Source organism: Tepidibacter aestuarii, assembly GCF_934924865.1.
In the GTDB taxonomy this organism is placed as follows: Bacteria; Bacillota; Clostridia; order Peptostreptococcales; family Peptostreptococcaceae; genus Tepidibacter_A; species Tepidibacter_A aestuarii.
This window is the reverse complement of the sequence record NZ_OW235315.1, coordinates 1604957-1623378: the sequence shown is the minus strand read 5'-3', so window position 1 is coordinate 1623378 and position 18422 is coordinate 1604957. Positions and strand designations below refer to the sequence as shown.

At 30.1% G+C, this 18422-nt stretch carries 17 protein-coding genes and 1 pseudogene; 2 read left to right on the top strand and 16 right to left on the bottom strand.

The features are described 5' to 3' along the window. Window positions 1–489: 489 nt before the first annotated feature. The 6 genes from M2214_RS07985 to M2214_RS07960 all read right to left on the bottom strand — a co-directional run bounded on the left by M2214_RS07985 (window position 490) and on the right by M2214_RS07960 (window position 4218). On the bottom strand, window positions 490–729 hold the full coding sequence (locus M2214_RS07985; protein ID WP_248484429.1) for a hypothetical protein: 240 nt from the start codon (window positions 727–729) through the stop codon (window positions 490–492). 298 nt (window positions 730–1027) lie between these two features. Next, a complete protein-coding gene (locus M2214_RS07980; protein WP_248484428.1) occupies window positions 1028–1627 on the bottom strand; it encodes a DUF3137 domain-containing protein in 600 nt (199 codons plus the stop codon). A 257-nt stretch (window positions 1628–1884) separates the two neighbouring features. Then, window positions 1885–2046 carry a hypothetical protein gene (locus M2214_RS07975; protein ID WP_248484427.1) on the bottom strand — a complete coding sequence of 54 codons (162 nt, stop codon included), beginning with the start codon at window positions 2044–2046 and terminating at the stop codon, window positions 1885–1887. A gap of 204 nt (window positions 2047–2250) precedes the next feature. Continuing rightward, window positions 2251–2388, bottom strand: coding sequence for a hypothetical protein (locus M2214_RS07970; protein ID WP_248484426.1), 138 nt, complete (start codon window positions 2386–2388; stop codon window positions 2251–2253). Window positions 2389–2798: 410 nt separating this feature from the next. Beyond that, entirely contained in the window at window positions 2799–3845 is a 1047-nt protein-coding gene (locus M2214_RS07965; protein WP_248484424.1) for a phosphodiester glycosidase family protein, read from the bottom strand. Beyond that, window positions 3832–4218 carry a hypothetical protein gene (locus tag M2214_RS07960; protein ID WP_248484423.1) on the bottom strand — a complete coding sequence of 129 codons (387 nt, stop codon included), beginning with the start codon at window positions 4216–4218 and terminating at the stop codon, window positions 3832–3834. The genes M2214_RS07965 and M2214_RS07960 overlap by 14 nt, the downstream gene beginning before the upstream one ends. A gap of 106 nt (window positions 4219–4324) precedes the next feature. Between M2214_RS07960 and M2214_RS18405 the strand changes: the two genes are divergently transcribed. Then, window positions 4325–4534, top strand: coding sequence for a P-loop domain-containing protein (locus M2214_RS18405; protein WP_326521610.1), 210 nt, complete (start codon window positions 4325–4327; stop codon window positions 4532–4534). 301 nt (window positions 4535–4835) lie between these two features. Here M2214_RS18405 and M2214_RS07950 read toward each other — a convergent pair whose 3' ends face one another. The 6 genes and pseudogenes from M2214_RS07950 to M2214_RS07925 form a co-directional block, all read right to left on the bottom strand. Beyond that, window positions 4836–6371 carry a sodium-dependent transporter gene (locus tag M2214_RS07950; RefSeq protein ID WP_248484421.1) on the bottom strand — a complete coding sequence of 512 codons (1536 nt, stop codon included), beginning with the start codon at window positions 6369–6371 and terminating at the stop codon, window positions 4836–4838. 92 nt (window positions 6372–6463) lie between these two features. Then, a pseudogene (grdF, locus tag M2214_RS07945) lies at window positions 6464–7774 on the bottom strand (sarcosine reductase complex component B subunit beta). 16 nt (window positions 7775–7790) lie between these two features. Further along, on the bottom strand, window positions 7791–9077 hold the full coding sequence (gene grdG / locus M2214_RS07940; RefSeq protein ID WP_248484419.1) for a sarcosine reductase complex component B subunit alpha: 1287 nt from the start codon (window positions 9075–9077) through the stop codon (window positions 7791–7793). Window positions 9078–9125: 48 nt separating this feature from the next. Further along, window positions 9126–9512: a GrdX family protein gene (locus tag M2214_RS07935; RefSeq protein WP_248484418.1), complete on the bottom strand. Its 387-nt coding sequence runs from the start codon at window positions 9510–9512 to the stop codon at window positions 9126–9128. Between the two features lie 309 nt (window positions 9513–9821). Continuing rightward, the gene (locus tag M2214_RS07930) at window positions 9822–11177 is read right to left on the bottom strand and encodes a sigma-54-dependent transcriptional regulator (protein ID WP_248484417.1); all 1356 of its coding nucleotides are present in this window, start codon (window positions 11175–11177) and stop codon (window positions 9822–9824) included. Beyond that, complete coding sequence (locus M2214_RS07925; RefSeq protein ID WP_248484416.1) at window positions 11161–13191, bottom strand: transporter substrate-binding domain-containing protein; 2031 nt, start codon at window positions 13189–13191, stop codon at window positions 11161–11163. Before M2214_RS07925 ends, M2214_RS07930 begins: the two co-directional genes overlap by 17 nt. A 174-nt stretch (window positions 13192–13365) precedes the next feature. Here M2214_RS07925 and M2214_RS07920 point away from each other — a divergent pair, with 174 nt between their 5' ends. Then, complete coding sequence (locus M2214_RS07920; protein WP_248484415.1) at window positions 13366–13584, top strand: hypothetical protein; 219 nt, start codon at window positions 13366–13368, stop codon at window positions 13582–13584. An 89-nt stretch (window positions 13585–13673) separates the two neighbouring features. Here the strand turns inward: M2214_RS07920 and M2214_RS07915 are convergent, their stop codons facing one another. The 4 genes from M2214_RS07915 to M2214_RS07900 form a co-directional block, all read right to left on the bottom strand. Then, on the bottom strand, window positions 13674–14432 hold the full coding sequence (locus tag M2214_RS07915; RefSeq protein ID WP_248484414.1) for a ferredoxin--NADP reductase: 759 nt from the start codon (window positions 14430–14432) through the stop codon (window positions 13674–13676). 352 nt (window positions 14433–14784) lie between these two features. Then, window positions 14785–15531, bottom strand: a complete 747-nt coding sequence (truA, locus tag M2214_RS07910; protein WP_248484413.1) for a tRNA pseudouridine(38-40) synthase TruA — start codon at window positions 15529–15531, stop codon at window positions 14785–14787. Window positions 15532–15925: 394 nt separating this feature from the next. Further along, window positions 15926–16408: a M48 family metallopeptidase gene (locus M2214_RS07905; protein WP_248484412.1), complete on the bottom strand. Its 483-nt coding sequence runs from the start codon at window positions 16406–16408 to the stop codon at window positions 15926–15928. A gap of 199 nt (window positions 16409–16607) precedes the next feature. Further along, the gene (locus M2214_RS07900; RefSeq protein WP_248484411.1) at window positions 16608–18083 is read right to left on the bottom strand and encodes a protein adenylyltransferase SelO; all 1476 of its coding nucleotides are present in this window, start codon (window positions 18081–18083) and stop codon (window positions 16608–16610) included. Window positions 18084–18422: the final 339 nt, after the last annotated feature.

Sequence of the window (18422 nt, the reverse complement as noted above, 5' to 3'; positions counted from 1 at the left end):
CTTAGGAATTTTATTCAATAAACGAATCGTAGAGTATGTGTTTTTGAGTATTTTTACCGTTTTTTATAGTAAAAATAAAAATCATATTGATTATTACATCAATATGATTTTTACGGATTTCAATAGTAAAGATGAAACACACCTAACCACTATACTACAAAAAATCGCCGTTATTTATAATAAGGTTCAATGTTTTGCTTTGACTGCGACCTTTTATAATTCAAGTTAATTAAGTAATATCTATAATTGCGTCAGGGAGGAATACTTGCTCCCTGTATTTCTTTGACTTATTAGTTTCCCTATAATTTATTTAATTATCTATGCCCTCTAATTAAATCTAATATCTTATTTATTTTTTCTCGTAAAATATTAAAAAACATCCTTTTTATTTATCTCTTTTTCTTCTAAAATATATATTTCATTTTTATTTAAAATACTTTTTCTTACTGCTTCACCAAAAACAGATTCTGGGTTAATTAATAAATACAATTACCATGCATTATATCCTTGCAACCTATGACTAATATTGGAATCTAAAACGATTCCTTTTACATAAAACTTATCTTTCTCTATATATGCACAAAAGTCTTTTTCTAGCCCTATTGTAATTTGAATATAGTTATGACTGTGATAATCAGTATCTATCTTGTTAGTAAGAAATGTAATATGCTCTTTATTATCAAATAAAAATATTTTTTTGTCTGATGACTTATCTGAGTTTGAAATCAAGGCAAATTCTCCTCCTTCAAATTAGAAACCGTTTTATCTCTTAAGAACTTAAATTTTTAAAAATCGCCGTTACTTATAGTATGGTTCACCTCTATTAATTCTAAATACTTCTTTATTAGTCTTCTATATATTTAAAAATATTAATATAATCTATTAAATGTAGTTAAAAAGAAGGTGACTCCTAGTCTCTTCCTAAACAAGCAGATATTATTTTCAAAATGTAAAACGTATTCTTCTTGGGGTGTGCTTCCATTAATAGTACACGCATAGTTTGTCCATTCTTTTATACGAACTATCATCATAATTCAACATTTGCTTTACATTTATCAGTTACTCCTATATCATTTAATTCATTTAATACAACTTCAAACAAATCGAATAATCCTTTAAGCATATTAATGTCTTTTATAACTCCCGGTACGCTAAAATATAGTTCATCTACATCTTTTGGGAAATAGACCCCAAAAACACCTTCATCATCTTTTATTTCTAATAGTATTTTAGGCTGACTCTTAATTAAACTTCTAATTCTATCATTTGAGAACAATTCAATTATTTTATTTTGTTTATTTCCTTTTATTATAAACTCTTCATCAAAATCTTTATATCCTATATTAATATCTTGCATACCAAAGCATTTACCTATTTCACTAAATATTCCAGCTCTATAAATCTTAAATTTGAAATTATTTTTATTAACAAATGGTGCTCGTATTCTAGTATATGTGGTACTTGTTTTTCCGTTTGATACAGCATACGTATCTAATGTTATAGTCCAATTATCAATATTAAATTCAACTTTTGAACTCTTTAACAAACCTCCGCTTATAAACTTTGCTTTAATCTCATTACTAAATTCTTCCCATACTTCATCTTTACCCGGTCCAAATAATCCCATTTTTTCTCTCCTATTTATATATTTTTTATTTACTTTATTATTGTATTTATACCACTAGTGCCATAAGCCTCTCTAACTATATGTATATTACTAACATATACATATAACAGTACCCCATTTAATTTATAATAATTCAAATCAAGTCACTCCTGAAAATTTTCAACCAATCACTCTCTTATTCTTAAAATTCTATATAACTACTTTATACTTTCTATAATTATCATAATATTATTGAAGAGCATTGTTGTATACTGCCATTATACAGAATATGTTTTACCTTCTATTTCAACATTGAAATTTGATTCAAAGTCATCAATTACTTTATTCGAATATTTTATTGGATACATTTTGTTATTAGTCTTTTCTTTCTGATAATTTCTTCTACTAAATAAAGAAAATATATAAGTAATGTTACACAATATAGAAATATATCTACAATATAGTCTTTTAGTCTGCTATTAGCTATTTTTAGTGACCATGTACTGTATCCTATGACATAAAAATTTAAAATACCTATTGTGATAATTATAGTTATTAATAAAATATATTCTTTAATTAAGATTATTCATTTCCTCATACCCTTTGGTTGTTATATACCAAATATCAGTAATTTTTTATTTATGTTACATTGTTTTAATACTTCTGATAAATACTCCTATCTTAATTATACAATATATTCCATTAACTGTCTTTAGCTCTAGACTTGAAGATGTTGTAAAATATATCATTTTATAAGTCATTCTAGATTTATTTTCAAACAAAAAAGAGAATCTTTTAACATCCTCTTTTATATTAATACGCAGGTAATTATTTTTAAAATCTATAGTGTATTCTTATTGGGATGTGTCTCATTAGTAGTACAAGCATGACTTGTCCAATTTTTCTTGTATATGTTTTTTAAATCAATGCATCAATCTATTTTTTAACAGAAAATAAGACACCCTGCTCATGGCTATTTGTCTCCTTTAGAATTTGAAAAAACAAACCCGCATAAATAGACTATTTATTGTGTCTACTTAAGCGGGTTCAGTCTATACTTTGGCTAATCTATACATCTATTAGAAAGGGTTCAGTCCCTGTTTTTATTATTTCTACTGTCTACTTGCCAGAGGGGAGTTCAAATCTTGGCATGGGCTTTTGTATTCATTATTTGATATAGAAGGGTTTTTGATTATGGCAGTATTACAATGTTATTTGCAACAGGTCTTTGTCTACCATCAGAAGGCCTATTTAAAACTTTACCATTATAGTACATAGCAGTTGAACCGCCTCCATCTAAATTGTAAGCTTCTTTTACTCCTAGTTCTAATAATTTATCTTGTAATCTCTCAAGACTCACTCCATAGCTCCAATTTCCTTGTCGCCCATCAACTACAATCATAATCAAATCATCATTTGCATATTTTCCAATAATAGTTCTTGGTTGTCTTGTTTCTTTCCACTTTTTAGGAATATCAACTTTCTTACCATCTTTTAATAGTACCGGTATAAAACTAACTCCTTGAGAAGGGTTTAGATTTGAAATATCTGACTCAGATTGTGGAACATTACCAACTACTTCTCCTTTTTTATTGATTCCAGCAAAAAATAGATCACCTGGATATCCATTAAATGGCTCCACTAATTTTCCATCAATAACGGTATTTCCAATTAACTGAGCATATTTTTTAGCATTTCGTGTTTCAGTATAAAATCCTCCACCATTAATAGCAAGTATTGCATTTTTTCTTTTAGCTGCACTTGAAGTAGTTTCAAGTTCACCTAGAGTATTCTTTGCAAGAACAACCTTAAAAGCTTTTGGATCAAACAGCTTTACTTTAGCTATATATCCACGATAATCTAACTCATTTAACTTGAAAATCTTTATTTCAGTACGGTCACTAATGTGAGCTTCCACAGCTGGTCCCAGCATTTCTAGAATTTTTTGTTCATATATATCATTAGATAATTCTCTTTGAGAAGCACTAAGTTCTGATAAATTAGTCAATTTTTGGTTTTGATTATTAAAAACTTCTTCATGCTTTTCTATAATCATACCAATTTCAGAGATTTTTTCTGCTAAATTATTTGTCTCTTCATGTAATGCACTAATTTCATCATTAAGAGATTGGGCCTCTACATTAAGCAGTTTACTATCATCTACAAAATTTGAACTTATAAGGAAAAGAGCTAAAAATGGAGCTACTAAATAAAATAGAAACATATTAATTTTCAGCATTCGGAGCCTCCTTTAAAATGTCTAAACTTTTCTGTAGTTCTTTTAACCTATCATCTAACTCTTCTAATTTATTGTCGATTTTATTTTGAACATCTGTAGTATTTGAAATAGTCGAATCTGTATCATCTAAACTATCACTTAATTCTTTTATTTCATTGCTAAGTAACTTGACTTGATCACTTAACCCTTGAATATTCATTGCATTTTCTTGTCTAACATTATTTATTGAAGTATCAATATAATTTTTAGCATAGCCATAACCATAGTAAACAATACCTCCCCAAAGTCCTATACTAATCATAAAAATCAATATATTTATTAATACATTTCTGCTTTTCTTTCTTTTACAGCTGCATATTTTGTTCTCACTCATAACATCACCTCTTCTACAGATTTTTGCAGTTATATATATATTTCGGCATTTATTTACGATATCTTTATATATTATTAGAAAGTATATTTTTCCAGACTATTGATTTATTATACTTAAAGTAGACATTTCACCATATATTTCTCAACCTCCATTTAATCAATATACATCTAGATTTTCTGCTAAAGATGCTAGTGGAAGTACCTCACAAGCAATAAATATAATAGAGACCTTAGAAGTATGCAGCAAAGTATTACTTATATATGAAGATACTAGTACGACACACTTTATGATTAGGGACGCTTGCATGTATGGTTGATTCCATTTGTTTCTGGCGCTGTTTCTCATATGATTTAATCCAAGCTTAAAGCAAGCTATAATAATATATAGAATAAAAAAAGTAGGATCAATGATCCTACTTTTAATTTAAACATTAAGCATAATATACATATATACTATATAAATATCCTCCCCTTCTTTTCTAGTTAGATTTGGATTTTTTAAGGAAAAACCCTATAAATCCAAAATATATTCCAAATATTATAACCATTTCTATTATTGCACTGCTATTCATCCAAATTCCTCCTATCTCTGATTTTGCCTTTAAAACAACTCAATTATCATTCTATTTTTTGTTTTATTTCTTCTTCTCTATTTGGAATTGGTGGATATGTTTTTCCATCGAAATATTTATGTTTTACAGAATTAGCCACCTTATTATTAAATATTTTAACAACCATTAACGCAATGATAATTTGGAATGCAATTGTTCCAAAGCTGTATACTTCAAACGGATCCCACCAAGTTTCTGGATACCATTCAATACTTTGCTTTAACCACCACCCTGTTACTAAGATAACAGAAAGAGGAACTATATATTTAAGACAAATATCCCACCATATACCAGTTTTGATATCTGCATGCTCATTATTTAAGAATTCATTTCTTGCTCTACTTAAACCAAATTTGATTACTGCATAAGCAGTAAATAAACTAGCTACCAATAATGCTACAGCTAATACCATATCTTGGTTATTTAGAAAATTTATATTTAAAGCAGATGGTATACCTCCTATGAATATAATAGAACAAATGATAATTGTTGCTTTTTTTCTGCTAAGTCCAGAATCTATTAAAGGAAGTACTCCTGTTTCCATACATGAAATTAATGTAGAATAAGCAGCGAATGCTAAAGCTAAAAAGAATAACGTCCCTAAAACCCATCCACCAAACATTTGAGAAAATACTAATGGAAGATACTCAAAAACCAACCCAGTATTTCCTGAACTCATAGCTTCTGTAATATATTCTTGGGAAGGAGCTAGTGCAAATATTGCTGGTATTATTGTTAGTCCTGCTAATAAGGCTACTACATTGTTACCTACTCCTTGACCTATTTCAAGCAGTGTAACGTCTTCTGATGATTTCGTATGGGCTGCATAAGTAATAACTAATCCCCATCCTGGGCCTACCGACCAAGCTGACTGTGTAAGTGCATGTAACCAAGTCTGCGGGTTTTTTAAGGTTTCCCAATTAGGTGTAAAGAAGTAATTAAGTCCATCTACTGCACCTTCAAGAGTGAGTGAACGTATTGCAGTTACAATTAAAATTCCAAATACAGCTGGAACAAGTATTTTACATACCTTTTCTATTCCTCCAGAAACTCCTCTATATATTACATTACCACCTAATACTACAGCGACTAAATGAAATAACAATACTTGCCAATTACTATTGATAAATGAATTCCATATTCCATTTGATGCTTCTAAACTTGTTAAATTCAAGTTGCCTAATGCTTGTAAAGTAAAGTATTTAAATGTCCATCCAACAACTACAGAGTAGTATGCTGCAATTCCTAGACCACAGTACATCATAAATGTTCCCATCCATGTATATTTTTTACCAAGAAAATCCCTAAAAGCACCTGGACAACCATGTCTAGTTGACCTTCCTATTATTGTTTCTGCCATAATCAATGGTATAGAAAATACAAATAAGAATACGGTCCATGCTATTACGAAAGATCCTCCACCATTCATTGCTACCATCCTAGGGAATCTCCAAATATTACCACTACCAACTGATAATGCAATTAATGAAAATAATAGTCCCCATTTACTACTAAAGCCTTCACCTTCTATTTTTTTACTCAAAAAGCCTTCCCCCTTTCACTAAAATCTATTTTTAATTTTTATAGGTAGTTAAAAAGGGCGATCATTTATCACCCTTTTATTTTAATAACTATTTAATCTTCAAATACTGTTTGTTCTTCTACTTCTGTCTGTAAAGCTTTTAATGCTTTTTTAACTAACATTCTTCTTACTTTCTTATCTCCTGCTATACCTAAGTTAGGATTACCTAATGGATAAGGAATACCAATTGCAGGTACTATCCTATTTGCACCTATTGTTAATGATATAGGTACTACTGTAGCAATATGAACTACAGGTATTCCTGCTCTTTAAATCTCTTTTACCATAGTTGCACCGCAACGCGTACAAGTACCTCATGTTGATGTTAATATAACTGCTCCTACTCCATCTTCGACTAATTTCTTAGAGAAGTCTTCTCCAAATTTCTTGGCATTACCTACTGAAGTACCTGTTCCTGTAGTAGCTACGAAGTAGTTTGCTAGTTCTCCAATAACGCCTTCTCTTTCCATATCTCTCATAACATCTAGAGGAACTACTAAGTTTGGATTTTCTAATACATAAGCTCTGTCATATCCACCATGAATAGTTGTAAATTTATCAGGTGTTAATTTTTCCATTTCTGAGATATCATATATTCCATATTTTGTTGCACTTGATGATTCGATTCTATCAGGATTTCCCTGTGGCACAATACCTCCCGAAGTAACCAATGCAACCTTAATATTTGACAAATCTTTAACAGCAGGATTTGGATTCACACGACCAAAATCTGGCATTGGATATTCTGTTAAACATTCTTTACCTTTGAATATATTAACTAGCATGTCAACAGCTCTTTCTGAACCTCTTATCTCATGGAAGTAATTCGTTCTTATTCCTCTCTCTATATATCCTTCTTCTTCCGGTGATCCTACTTCCTCACCTTTAGCAATTTTTAGGCCAAACTCTGAAATTTTAGATATCGCTTTTCTCATATCTGCAGCTGAATCTTTAGTTTCTATAATGTTTAAATCCTTCTTAAACATATCTACTCCAGGATTTTCTATATACATTCCAGTTACTGCAGGAATATTTAGTTCTTCTTCAACAGCTTTTGCTAGTGTCCCACATGCTACACCATATCTACCAGCATTAAATGCAGGGCCTGCAACAAATAAATCAGGCTCATATATCTTTATTATTTCTATAAGCTCTGCTTTAGCATCTTCCATATGCTCACCAAAGTATGAGTCACCACATATAACTGTAGCTACTACCTCAGCTTCTCCTTTAAATGCACGATTTAATGCCATCCCTGGGCCTACCACACCTTCTTTTACTTGTGGTGGTATATCAGCTTTTTCCTCTCCACCAATTCCAGCGAAAAAGTTATTTATATAATGAACTACTTTTATTTTGCTCATATATTCTCCCCCTTTCTTAATAATTTCTTGCAGTTAGCTTGTTATAGCCATTTGCTATTGTAGAAGCTATAATAATTTGAATTTCTGCTTCAATACTTCCATCAGCTTTTAAACTACCTTCATATCCACCTATCATAGTCTCTATATAATCTAAAGTCCCTATTACCTTTTCCATTGGCGGAAGGTTTACAATTACATTACCATTTCCACATGATATAAGAGAACTTGCTTCAGGTGTAGCATCTGCAAGAGATTGTGATTTCCCATCTCTTCCAGGAAACTCATCTGTTATTAATACAACCTTAGCTCCTGCTTTTGTAGCTTTCTTACAATTCATCATTAAATCTGTATCAGGGTTACCATATCCTTCTTCAGTAATAATAACTCCATCTAACCCAAGAAATTCTACAAATTTTCCAACCATATCTGATGATCTTTCTTTGTCAGCAAGGAATACATTTTCGTTCGTTAGAATAACTCCAACAAAATTTATATCCTTTCCATGTCTCTTATAAAGGTCTTCTATTACCGGATTGTTCAAATGATGGAATGTTGTAACCTTATCACAAGGTGCAACACAGTTACCACTTACAATTGCTCCATCCATAATCTCAGTTGGGTACATTAAAGTAGGTACAATTTGCTTTGCATCTACACCATAATAGAAAGTATCATGGAGTAATCCTTGTGATTGAAGCATATGTATATACCCAACCTTTGGTAGTTCAGGAAACTCAGCTATCTGTTCAATAAACGGTTTTGTCTCATAAACTACTACTTCATCAGGCTCTACATTTTTACCAGCTTCTCCTACGAATGCTCCAATCTTTAAACCAACTAATCTAGCAGCTTCTTCATATGCATGTGTTTCAAGACCTTCTTTAGGTTCAACAACTATACATACATTATGTGTCTGTGAAAATGGAGTATATCTTGCTCCAGGACCTGTCATATCAATAATACCTTCTTGGAATCCTACTATTTTACCAGCTGTAACAATATTAGCTCCAACCAATGCATGAGTTCTTCCTGAGCCAACTGTTTTTACTTTGCTAATAACACCTGGGAATACCCCTCCTGGTCCTTCAACTTTTACTCTTGGTTCGATTACATCCTTAACAGGAGCAATCCTTACAGATTCACCTGGACGTGCAAGCTCAATTGTAATATTTTTTATACGGTCATCTTCCATGGCAATATCAATTAGCTCTTGTTTATTAACATATAATGTTCCATTTTCAACCTTTGTTTTTTTACCAAATTGTACATCTTTAATTTTGATTTTACCTAGTTCTAAACGCAAAGAACACACCTCCTTATATTAAACAGCGTGTACTCTAAGGTACTGCTGTTATAAGCAAAACTTACTTTTTATTGCATTTTCTATTAATGATAGATCGATAAGTCTGAAATCTTCAAGAATTCTTTCAGCATATTTAGGAGTTGGTTTTCCCTTTATAAGTTTTTGTGCTGAAGCAATGCTATTTTCAATAATTGATAAACCTTCAAAATCTAAATTCTCTACCTTTTTGCCTATTGCAATCGATTTAAATGGAGTTTCATTTGGTTTTAAGCTTCCTGATAAAGGATGTGTGAGAAGCTTATGTCCTTTGTGAATCATATCTCTAACATATTCTAATGTTTTAAGATAACTACATTCACTTAAATAAACTATCTCTATTTTTTCATCAAATTTTTCATAGACTAAGCTATTATTTGTTATAATCATTTTGTTCATATCTTCACCTCTACTTAAAGAATAAATAGATCTTTTGTTATTTTTTTATCACTTCTGTATTCTTTTATTTAAACTACTATAGTAGCAAAATCCATTCCATAAATTTCCTCAAAAATAATAATTTAAAATTAATATTATATAATCTAGTTCAAAACGTGCATCTAAGAAGCTTTTCTTCTAGTTGTATTTTTTAATTTAAATTTTTTTATAACTGTTTTTCTCAAAAAATAAAAAAAGATGCTTCTCATTTTTTGAGAAACATCTTTCCTATATGGAAATAAATTTCCTACTTAGTATGAAAAAATTTTCCTACTTAAGCCCATATTCTGTGATTTTATTAAATAATTGTCTCCTACTTATGCACAGATTTCTTGCAGCTTCTGAAACATTATCATCACACATTTCAAGTACTTTTGCAATATATTCTGACTCAACTTCCTTTCTCATATCCTTTAGTGGCTTTATTATCTCCACTTCATCATCTATATATACATCTTTTGATTTTGGCAAATCCCTCTTTGATATAATTCCATTTTCGGACAGAACCACCAACCTCTCAATAATATTCTTTAATTCTCGTATATTTCCGGGATAGTCATAAGAAAGCAAAAATTCCATTACTCCGTTTTCAATATTTAAGATTTCTTTATTTAATTCTCTTTTAGATTTTTTAAAAAAGAAATCTATCAACATATGTAAATCTTCTTTTCTTTCCCTAAGAGGTGGTATCTCTATTGCGATGGTACTTATTCTATAGAAGAAATCCTCTCTAAAATTACCTTTTCCAATTTCTTTTTCTAACTTCTTATTTGTAGCTGATATTAGTCTAAAGTTTACTGGTATTAAGTCATTGCCTCCAAGCCTTTCAATTTTTTTTGTTTCAAGAATTCTAAGAAGCTTAACCTGAATATCTAAGGATACGTCCCCAACTTCATCCAGAAACAATGTTCCATTATCCGCTACCTCAAATCTACCCTTTCTTTTACCCACAGCTCCAGTGAAAGAACCTTTTTCATGACCAAATAGCTCTGACTCAAGCAGCCCACCTGAAAATGCATGACAATTTACAGGTATAAACTTCTCATTCTTTCTTTCGCTACAATTATGGACATACTTTGCAAACACTTCTTTTCCTACACCGGATTCCCCTAACAACAATATATTTACATTACTGTTAGCAGCCTTTTTTGCAATGTTTAATACTTTTCTAAATTTTTTACTATTTGTTGTTAAAATAGATTCTAAGCTATTTTTTTCACTTATTAACTTTTTATTTTTTGAACTTATCATTTTTTCTACTTTTTTAATTTCTTTAATTAAATCTTCTGGATTATGTCCTTTTACAAAATATGTAAAAGCACCTTTTTTCATTGCCTCCACAGCATTTTCAACAGTTCCATATCCGGTTATTAATATTACTTCTATATCATTATATTTTTCTTTAATTTTATTTAATAACTGCACTCCATCCGTTTCACCCATTATTAAATCTGTTAATACTAGATTAAAATTAGTTTTCTTTAATTTTTCTAAAGCCTCTTCTGCGCTTTCTGAAGTTTCAATATAATATCCTTGACCATCTAAAATCATCTGAATACTTTCTCTATACTCAATCTCATCATCTACTATAAGTATTTTTAATGGTAAATTATTTGATTTTTTCATCTGCTCCCTCCCTTAGTGGTATATCAATATAAAATGTAGTTCCTACTCCTAACTTGCTTTTTACTGTTATATTACCCCCATGTTTTTGTATTTCATTATAAGCAATATACAGTCCTAATCCAGTTCCTTTTCCACACTGCTTTGTAGTAAAGAATGGATTTAATATATTTTCTAAATTTTCTTCACTTATTCCTGTACCATTATCACTGAATTTAATTAATAGCATATTGCCTTTTTTATTCAATTCTATACTTATTAATCCACCATTTGTCAAAGCATCAATTGAATTTGATATCAAATTTAAAAAAATATGTTTTAATGATTCTTGATTTGCATAACATATAATGTCTTTACTGCAAACAATTTTATAATCTATATTATTTTTTTTAAGAGTATTCTTCTCTAATTCTATTAATTTAGTAATAAAATTTCGCATATTGATTTTTTCATACTCATTGCTTGAAATTCTTGAAAAATTCAATAAGTTATCAATAATATCACTTGACTTTTGAACTGATATTTCAATAACATCTATAGATTTTTTTACCTTTTCTTCATCATCCAAATTATTTTTCAAGATATAACAATAGTTTCTTATTAACCCTAAAGGATTTCTGATCTCATGTGCAACCCCTGCTGCCAACTGCCCTATAGCCGCCATTTTATTTTCCTGTAACATCTTCCTTTCGCTTAATTTAAGCTTAGTTATGTCTTTTACCATAATTAAGACATTTAATATATTATTAGTATTATCATCTAGTGGAAATGTGCTTATATTAAAAATTTTATTTTTATATTTGAATTCCTGATTGTATTGTTTTCCTGTATAAAAAGTATTTTCAATTATATATTCTATCCCATGGCCATATACAATATCTTTAAATTCTATACAATTTTGACCTATAATCTCATCCTTATCTAATTGTAAAAACCTACAAAATGCTTCATTTACACTTATTATATTATGATCTTTATCTACTACAATCATTAGATGCGTTAAGCTATCAAAAGTAGTTTGAAGTCTATTCCTACTAAGAACCAACTCCTCTGTTCTCTTATCAACCTCTTCTTTTAGAGTATTGTTCCATGAATAAGATATATAAATAATCAATAATATTATACTTATGAATATTAAAATTAATAAACTAATCTTACCTGATGTATTCTCTCTAGCAAATGGAGCAGCAATTCCAAACCATTTCTGTTGAATTTTAAACATTGTTTTTTTCTTTTTTAAACTAAAAATCCCTTTATTAATTATTGATAAAAGTATTTTTTCTGATTTTGGTACTGCAAAAACACAGTCTTGTCTATACATTGGATTTTCTAATATTTTATAATCATCCTTTAAATTCATTTCATTAATAAGATATGTTATTACTGGTTCATCTCCTACAACAGCTTGTGCTTGTCCTTCTTTCAGATATCTAATAGCACTTATCAAGTTAGGAGTCAAAATATAATTAATATTTTTTACCTTTGAATTTAAAAATTCTACTGCATAGTCCCCTTTTGGAACTGCAACACTTTTTCCTTTTAAGCCATTGTAATTAGTAATCTCATTTTCATCTTTATGCACTAATATAACACCACTTAAATTATATATAGGATCCGAAAAATCATATGATTTTCCTCTTTTTTCAGAAGGAATTAAGTCTAAAAAATTTACTTCTTTGTTATTCAAGCTCTTTAATGATTGATCCCACCACCCCAATGGTTTATACTCAATCTCTATTCCTAATTCAATAGATAAAGCTCTAATATAATCAACTATAAGTCCACTATACTGTCCGTTCTTTTCATTAATATATCTAAGTGGTGGCGAATTGTTATCTGAACCATATATAATCTTCTCATGTTCAGTCAGCCACATCTTCTCTTCTTTGGTTAAGTCCTTTGTTTTTTTAAAATACTCAAGTATATTTATATCGTATTGAATCTCTAAATACATATTAGAAAATAAAGCTATTAGAAATGTTGCCATTATACAGACACATATTACTTTTTTCTTCATGGATATATTCACCTCAATACAAAATATCGCTAAGGATAAAATCCTCTTAAAATTGATTCTACAAGCAATTATATTTTCCTTTATTTACAATTAAAAAACTACTTCTTTGCAAACCGTACACTATAAAATAGACAATGTAAATAATGAAAATTTAGAAAGGAATAATATTAAAATATGAATATAAGTATACTTGGAGGAAATGGCTTCAACAAATCAAAAGTCATGTATAAACTTTTAAATATTCCAGAAATATCACTGAAACCACCCATCGTATTCAAAAAGAAAGATGGAGGAGGAGGAGGTATTAGAGAGTATAAATTTGAAAATTTTAATGAAACTAATGATTTTTTAGAAGAAAAGTTAATGGAGTACGTGCAGAACCATATAAATTAAATAATACTGTTATTTCTTTGTGTCTAGAGGCTACCCCCAGGCTTTGGATTTAGACTTTGCAGGAATTAATATTATCCAATGTAATTATTTTAAATAAGATTCGCTCCACATCCACAACCTCCAGAAATACTACATCCGCAAGAACCTCCACTTGAAACATGAGCATCTGTAATAATATCACAATCTAAAAACCCTACATCTTTCAGATGTCGTATAATATCACTCACAAAATTATCACTTCCTACAACATATAGATAAGGATCTTCTTCATAGGCAGATACTATCTTTTGAATTTCATGATCAAGTCGTTTATAAAACTCTCCTCGATGTGATGTATAATACGAACTAAAGTGGCTTGTTTTATTCATCAATTCATCAAATTCTGATTTATAAATTGCACCAGTGCTATCCACATTAATTTGAACAACTATAGGAATATTGGACTTGTTCCTTTGATATGCCTTAATTAAAGATCTTACTGCTGCTATACCAACACCATTTGATAGAAGCACTATAGGACGCTTTTCTCGAAGCAGCTTAAAATTCCCTTGTGGTTCAGTTATTTCTATTGTATCCCCAATTTTTAGCTTAGAAAGTTGATCCTTATATTCACTTCTGTTCATTCTAATACGTGTTGTAAAACGAATATGTGACTCATAAGGTAAAGTTGTATAAGAAAATTTTTTCCCAACTTCTTGTCCTTTGATACTTATAAAAATTTTCGAACTGTCTCCTTCAGACCACTCTTTTAGTTTAGAGCTTTTAAAATCAAAGCTAAAAGTTTCATTATTATGTTTGATGATATTAATTAATTTTATACTATATCTTTTTGTTACAGCAGAACTCATAGACACCCCTCCTCAATCGATAATGCTCATCATTTTCAATTGTAGCATGTTATTCCAAGGTGGTCAATCGAGTAGGATGCAAATAATTATTTTATTTATCTTCCTCTCACACCACCGTACGTACCGTTCTGATATTATCCCTGTTAGGTAGACATTTATATAAAACCCTATAAGTATGAAATTTTGCTCGGCGGTAGCAAAATGGTGGCCAATAAGTAAGCCTTCGTAAAATTATCTAAGACTTACTTCTGGTACCGTTTAGTGCTGTATTTATACCAATAGTTAAATAATAAAAAAAGAACCTGATTATATCAAGTTCTAATTGTTATGTTTCATATAATTTTTATACGAACTAGTATTCAACACTTAATAAACAAAGTGATCCTGCACTAGCTTTATGACCTACATCATTCATATCCTTAGATTTAAAAGCTTTCTCAATTGTATTCATAGGTAATTGACCAAGACCCACTTGAATTAGTGTACCTACTATTACTCTTTCCATGTTTAATAAAAATCCATTTGCTGTCATAGTAATAATAATTTCATTTCTAGTTTCTCTTATATCAAGAGAAACTATTTTTTTAATTGATTTTCTTGTTTTCTTATTAGTAGTAAAAGCTAAAAAATCATGTTCACCTACAAGGTACTTTGCAGCTTTTTTAATTTTAGCTACATCTACTGTTTGATTCATTAAGTTAACATATTGTCTCTCAAACAAAGGACGATTAGGAGCATCTTTTTTCCATAAACGATACTCATAAGTTAAACTTTTCATTAAATATCTACTATGAAATCTTTCATCAGCAGTTTCTACTGATAATATAATAATATCATCAGTTAAATACTTTTCGAAATAATCAAGGATTTCTTTTTCATCTAAACTACTATTTGGTGCTGTAAAATTAACAATTTGTCCTTTAGCATGTACCCCAGCATCAGTACTAACTGCACTAATAACCTCTACGTCTTCTTCATAAAGCTTTGATAATATTAATTCTAACTTCCCTTGAATACTCTTTTCTAATTTACCTTTTGATTTATTATACCCCGTATATTTTCTACCATCATAAGCTATCATCATCTTATAGTTTTGCATTTGAATCCTCCTTTTTCTAAATACCAATCAATACATTCTATCATAGATTAAAATAGGTTTATATATGTAAATTTTATTGCCAAAAATACTTTATTCTGTTTTCTCTCTTTAGAAAAATATCACTTATGTCAATTAATTACAACTCCTATTTATACAATTTTCCTGTTAAAACCCTTGATTTAACTTATTTTTAAAGAAAACCGCACTTATTTATTGTACAGTTTACCTCTATTAATTCTAAATACTTCTTTATTAATGTTATATACATTTCAACATACTTATATACTCTATTAAATTTAATTAATAGGGGTTCATTACATATAGATATAATATCCATACTATATTTTTGGTATTATGATTTCTTTTAAATGCAATCGTTCTATATCTCCTATAATTATCTAGTTTTTTCTGTTCCCAAAATGTCCATAACTTCTTTATATTTTGGATACACTTTGCCTACTAAACGCCAAAAGGAACGGTCATGATTCATATGTATTAGATGACAGAGCTCATGTACGACTACATAGTCAATGGCATTTAGAGGAAACATTACTAATTTCCAATGGAAAGTTATATGCCTCTTTGAACTACAGCTTCCCCATTTATTTTGGTGGCTTTCTATAGAGAAAGATTTGTATTTCACTTTAAAGTATGGCTGGTATAGTTTTAATCTTTCTTCAATTAATTTTTTACTGGCTTTTGTATAGAAGGATTTGAGCGCATTAGCAATATCTATTTTTCCCTCTTGTGGACTAGTACATATAAAGGCTTTACCATTCCATTCTATATTAACCTTTTTTATTGATGAATCTACTTTTGTATATAAAGGATAAGTTTTTCCTAAATAGTAAACATTGATTTTAGATTGTTGTTCCATACTGGTAACTCCTTATATTGACTTAATTATATGTTTAATTTTTTACTAAAGTGTCTAATAATAAAAGACACCTAGAATTTGAAGTATATCAATTCAAATTCCAGGTGTCAATAGAACTTCTCTCTTATTACTTATTCCTTTTTATATTATTAAAGTAGTTTAAATTTTGAACTAAAATTCCCTCTCTGAAACATATATATTAGGTACCGCAAAAGGTTCTGTAAGGACATGTTGATGGCGGAGGCAGTTTTGAGTACTCTTCCTGTTCAGGGGAATATGAGTATGGCTTTGATAAAACATTAAGAAGTCTCTCCATCACACTATAATCTCCTTTTTCCACCGCAGCTTCTAGTGCCTCCTCTACTCGGTGGTTACGGGGGATTACTGCGGGATTAGAGTTTTTCATTAACTCATGTGATTCATCTTTTGATTCCTGTTGTCTCTCTAATCTAGCCTTCCATAAATCATACCACTTAGTAAATTCAGTTTTGCCAACTAGGACTGTATCCTCTACCTTATCAAAAGTTAATTCACGGAAGGTATTTGTATAATCAGCACTATACTTCTCCATCATACTAATGAGGTCTTCAATAAGAGATTCATCCTGTGTCTCTTCGTTAAATAATCCTAGTTTTGCTCTCATCCCTGCCATCCAGTTATTGTGATACAATTTAGTAAAATCCAAAACAGCATTCTGAGCCAGTTCAACAGCTTTATCCTGATTTTCATGTATCAATGGCAATAGGGTTTCAGCAAATCTAGATAAATTCCATACTCCAATATCCGGCTGATTACCATAGGCATATCGACCATGAAGATCAATGGAGCTGAATACAGTTTTAAGGCTATACGTATCCATAAAGGCACAGGGACCATAATCAATTGTTTCTCCACTAATGGTCATGTTGTCAGTGTTCATTACCCCGTGTACAAAGCCAACTAGTTGCCATTTAGCAATTAACTCAGCCTGACCCTTTATTACTTCCTTAAGTAAGGAAAGATATGGGTTCTCATCATTTTTGATATATGAAAAATGTCTTTGTATTGTATAATCAGCCAAGGCTTTAAGTTCCTCAGCATTACTCCATTTTGAAACATATTGAAAGGTTCCCACACGGATGTGACTTGCAGCTATACGAGTCAGTATTGCACCTGGCAGCCTTGTTTCACGAATTATTGACTCACCTGTTGTTACAACTGCTAGGCTACGTGTCGTCGGAATACCAAGTCCATACATTGCTTCGCTTATAATGTATTCACGTAGCATAGGTCCAAGTGATGCTCGACCATCCCCTCCTCGTGAATATGGTGTTCTACCTGAACCCTTTAGTTGAATATCAAATCTTTCACCTGAAAGTGTTATCTGTTCCCCAAGGAGCACAGCTCTACCGTCACCTAACATGGTAAAATGTCCAAATTGATGTCCTGCGTATGCTTGAGCTATAGGGAACGATCCTTCTGGAATATTGTTACCAGCAAATACATCTAATCCATCATTACTTTGCAAAGCCTCAACGTTTAACCCCAGAGATTTTGCCAATATATTATTAAGAATGATTAACTTGGGTAATCGTACAGGAGTTGGATTAATTCTGGTAAAAAATGATTTAGGTAGATGAGCATAACTGTTGTGGAAATTCCATCCTGTTTCTATTATTTCTTTTTTCTCTATCATGGTATCTCCTTCTCTTCTATGTTTTTATATCTTATTTCTTTTCCTTTTATATAAAATAAAAATCATAATGTTCTATGATATTTTTAGTATCTGCTTATGCTAATTTATTATACTCTTTCATCCAACCAATTCTTTGCACTCCAGACATATCTAATAAATATATTTCGATTGTTTAGTAAATATACTTTTATAATATTTAATTAAAATAAAATATCTTAAAAATAAAAACTGGTTAAGATAAAACTCACCTCAAGCATTACATTTATAATATATTTAATTCCATAGAGTAATATTTTTACGCTTTAATATTCAAGCACTATTAGAAAAATCAACGTAAGA

Coding starts and splice junctions, on each gene's coding strand:
- M2214_RS07980 (WP_248484428.1), bottom strand. CDS start 1,627: ATGGGATTATTTGGACCGGGTAAAGATGAAGTATGGGAAGAATTTAGT.
- M2214_RS07965 (WP_248484424.1), bottom strand. CDS start 3,845: ATGCTGAAAATTAATATGTTTCTATTTTATTTAGTAGCTCCATTTTTA.
- M2214_RS07960 (WP_248484423.1), bottom strand. CDS start 4,218: ATGAGTGAGAACAAAATATGCAGCTGTAAAAGAAAGAAAAGCAGAAAT.
- M2214_RS07935 (WP_248484418.1), bottom strand. CDS start 9,512: ATGAACAAAATGATTATAACAAATAATAGCTTAGTCTATGAAAAATTT.
- M2214_RS07930 (WP_248484417.1), bottom strand. CDS start 11,177: ATGAAAAAATCAAATAATTTACCATTAAAAATACTTATAGTAGATGAT.
- M2214_RS07925 (WP_248484416.1), bottom strand. CDS start 13,191: ATGAAGAAAAAAGTAATATGTGTCTGTATAATGGCAACATTTCTAATA.
- M2214_RS07920 (WP_248484415.1), top strand. CDS start 13,366: ATGAATATAAGTATACTTGGAGGAAATGGCTTCAACAAATCAAAAGTC.
- M2214_RS07915 (WP_248484414.1), bottom strand. CDS start 14,432: ATGAGTTCTGCTGTAACAAAAAGATATAGTATAAAATTAATTAATATC.
- truA (WP_248484413.1), bottom strand. CDS start 15,531: ATGCAAAACTATAAGATGATGATAGCTTATGATGGTAGAAAATATACG.
- M2214_RS07905 (WP_248484412.1), bottom strand. CDS start 16,408: ATGGAACAACAATCTAAAATCAATGTTTACTATTTAGGAAAAACTTAT.
- M2214_RS07900 (WP_248484411.1), bottom strand. CDS start 18,083: ATGATAGAGAAAAAAGAAATAATAGAAACAGGATGGAATTTCCACAAC.